Source organism: Ferruginibacter sp., from assembly GCF_031430955.1.
GTDB lineage: Bacteria > Bacteroidota > Bacteroidia > Chitinophagales > Chitinophagaceae > Ferruginibacter.
In genome coordinates this window covers 1-3,363 of sequence record NZ_JANPCM010000115.1, presented here as the reverse complement: position 1 = coordinate 3,363, position 3,363 = coordinate 1, and the positions used below count along the sequence as shown (strand labels likewise).

General features: G+C 34.4%; 3 protein-coding genes. All 3 read left to right on the top strand.

Annotation, left to right across the window (positions count from 1 at the left end; genetic code table 11):
• Positions 1-1,015 (top strand): Smr/MutS family protein (locus ACY65O_RS03140; protein ID WP_462219395.1); only part of this gene is annotated, 1,015 nt, incomplete at its 5' end.
• Positions 1,016-1,232: 217 nt separating this feature from the next.
• Complete coding sequence (locus tag ACY65O_RS03135) at positions 1,233-2,321, top strand: hypothetical protein (RefSeq protein ID WP_462219394.1); 1,089 nt, start codon at positions 1,233-1,235, stop codon at positions 2,319-2,321.
• Positions 2,322-2,425: 104 nt separating this feature from the next.
• Positions 2,426-3,244 (top strand): dienelactone hydrolase family protein, encoded by an 819-nt coding sequence (locus ACY65O_RS03130; RefSeq protein ID WP_462219393.1) that lies wholly within the window; start codon positions 2,426-2,428, stop codon positions 3,242-3,244.
• Positions 3,245-3,363: the final 119 nt, after the last annotated feature.

Genomic DNA, 3,363 nt, shown 5'->3' with positions numbered 1-3,363 from the left:
CATGAAATATCAACCCGGCGATAAAATATTGGTACTCCTCACCGATGAGGAAGGTACGATTGTAGAGATCATGAACGAAAAAATGGTACTGGTAGAAGTGAAGGGTGTAAAATTTCCCATCTATACCGACCAGATAGATTTTCCTTATTTTAAAATGTTCTCCCAAAAATTTAAGGCTGAAAAAAAGAAGGTTTTTATTGACCAGGTGCAAAAAGAAAAAACAACTGTAAAAGCTAAAGAAGGCGAGGGCATTGTGTTATCGTTTTTACCTGTTTTTAGTAAAGATGTTTTTGATGATGATGTGGTGGAAAAATTTAAAATTCATTTAGTCAACCAAACAGAAACTGCTTACAACTTTACGTACAATTTAATGATTGGCGGCGAAAGTAATTTCCAGTTAAAAAATACTATTGAACCATTAGCAGATTTTTATTTGCATAATGTAGATTTTGAAGAATTGAGTGACAGTCCCCGGTTTGATTTTGAATTTACCTTAAAAGAACCGGATAAAAGAAAAGCACCTTTTTATGAAGTATCGCTAAAATTAAAAGGCAAACAAATATTTAAAAAGATTGAAGAGATACAGTTAAAAAACGAGCCCACTTTCGGATATTTATTATTTGATAACTATCCAAATAAAGTAGATGAAGAAAAAGTTGACCTGAGCAGCCTGGGTACTGCCGGTTACAGGATTTACGACGCTTCAAAAGTTAGAGAGAATTTAGAACCTGCCAGAACTGTTGTTGATTTGCATATAGAAAAACTAACCGATAGCTGGAAACACCTAACCAATTTTGAAATACTGACCCTGCAGTTAAAAGCCTTCGAAAAATATTATGAGCTTGCTGTTGCCCACCGCCAGCCAATATTAACTATCATTCATGGTGTGGGTACTGGTAAATTAAAAGATGAAATACACGACAGTTTAAGATTGAAGAAAGAAGTAAAATCTTTTGTAAACCAGTACAATCCTTCGTATGGCTACGGTGCAACTGAAGTTTACTTCCAATACTAATTCTTGCAGATATTTTCCTCGCCGTTCAACTATAAAATGCAGAAAATGAATTATGTTTATTTTAACAGAATTGCGTATTTTCGTTGTATGGCTTTGCTTATAAAGAATTAAAAGTCTGTATCCCACCGAAGACACCCCTCAAAAAACAAGATAATCAGGTTTAGATTAATGAATTGAAAAACTGCTCTGGGGTTTTCATTTGTAAAATATTTTTATTTTGAAAAGACTGCTACTATTCACTTTTTTATTGTTTATGATGATTAATGCATCCTTTGGGCAGGTATATTGTGCATTAAATTTATTAGAATCCTCCTCTGTACCTAAACAAAAATTTGATAGTTACGTTTCTAAAAAAGGATTTGCATATTTAGGATCATCTTACAAAAGCGACACCGTTGCACGTGACTATGATTTTAGGGGTATAGGAAAAAACAAAGTAAACGATTCAATACAAAGGGCAGTAACCATATTTACTACTAAAGCAGATTTTTGTTTTACCTACCGCACTACTTCTCCCCTGGAATTTGAAAAAATTAAAAGCGATATAAAAAAAGATGGTTTTTTTTGTAATGAGGAAAACGAATCGCTTATTGCAGCTGCTTCATTAATGTATCAGAGCAATGATGTAACCGTAACTATTTCTTCAAAACCTGTTGATACTTTAACTGAATATTCTTTCCTCATTCGCAAACAAATTTTACCCAAGCCAAAAGAAATTGCATTTGCAGAAGATCTGTCAGTTTTTAATTCACACGAATACCTGCGTTATTATTTTGGTGATAAGAATGTAAAAAAGGATATTTATTATTTATCAGAAAAAAAGATTGGGAAATGCTCTATCATTTTTCCTAATACCAGCAGGCAGGTGGTTTTTTTGTGGGCCGATGAAGTGAATAATTGTAACCTTCTAAAAATGTATATCGGCGGACAGCTAATGGCAGAGAGTTCGATGGAGTATGATAAAAATGTAGCTGAAAACCTTTGGCGGTTAAAAAGCGGTGTTAGGCCGGGGATGAGTTTGTATCAATTAAGGATATTAAATGATGCATCTTTTAATTTTAATGCAGGTAATTCATCAAACACTGGAATGGTATCAACAGACAGTACAGGTAAAATAAATTTTAAAAAAGAAAATATAATTCTGGGCTGCATGAATTGTAATGATGCGGCATTTTATAAAAAAGCTGTTATCAGTTCTGATGAAGCCATCGAAGAAGAAAGGATACTTTTTGTACACACCATAATCCTTGATCCGGTAAAAACAAAAGCCGAAGAGAAGCCTTCCAAAAAAATGGCTTTTAACTGATCAGGGTTATAAATTTCCCTGCCATTTAATTTTTTTTTAAGATTAATTTCTTTTGCGAACTTTACCGCCTGTTTTTTGTTTTACGATTTATTAAAATTAATCTCATGAAATATTATCAATTAGTTTTTTGTGCAACTGCTTTATTATTTGTTGCATGCAACAACAACACTTCCGAAAAAGAAATGGCAAAAACCCCGGTGATAAAAGAAGAAAGTGTAAGCTATGGCACAGATAGCGCAAAGCTTACCGGCTTTGTAGCTTACGACTCTGCTTCTACAGCAAAACGCCCCGTAGTTTTAATTGTGCATGAGTGGTGGGGCCTTAATGATTATGTAAGAGGCCGTGCAAAACAATTAGCAGATCTGGGTTACTTAGCAATGGCGGTGGATATGTATGGCGATGGAAAAATGGGCAATAATCCTGATGAAGCCGGTAAATTGGCTATGCCATTTTATACCAACCCCGGCATGGCAAAAAGCCGCTTTGATGCAGCTTTAGCAAAAATAAAAACATACAGTCAGGCCGATACTGGCAAAATTGCAGCCATTGGTTATTGCTTTGGTGGTGCCATGGTTTTAAATGTAGCAAGGCTGGGAGAAAATTTAAATGGAGTAGTAAGTTTTCATGGTGGTTTGGTAGGTACACCGGCAGATAAAAATTTATTAAAGGCAAAAGTTTTAGTTTGCCATGGTGCAGATGACCAGTTTGTAAAACCCGAAGAAGTAGCAACCTTTAAAAAACAAATGGATTCAATTGGTGCAGATTATACATTTAAACAATATGCAGGCGCAACCCATGCATTCTCTAATCCAGGGGCAACCGAAATGGGTCAGAAGTTTAAAATACCTATTGCTTACAATGCAGCAGCAGACTCATCCTCATGGAATGATATGAAAGATTTTTTTGCAAAGATTTTCAAATAATTTATTCCTTAAAACAAAATGGGTGCAGTTGATTACTGCACCCGTTTTGTTTGGTAGTTTTTCTTTAATTTTTATTTTAATTCTTCTTCAATAACTTCCTGAAAATTATTTTCATTTTC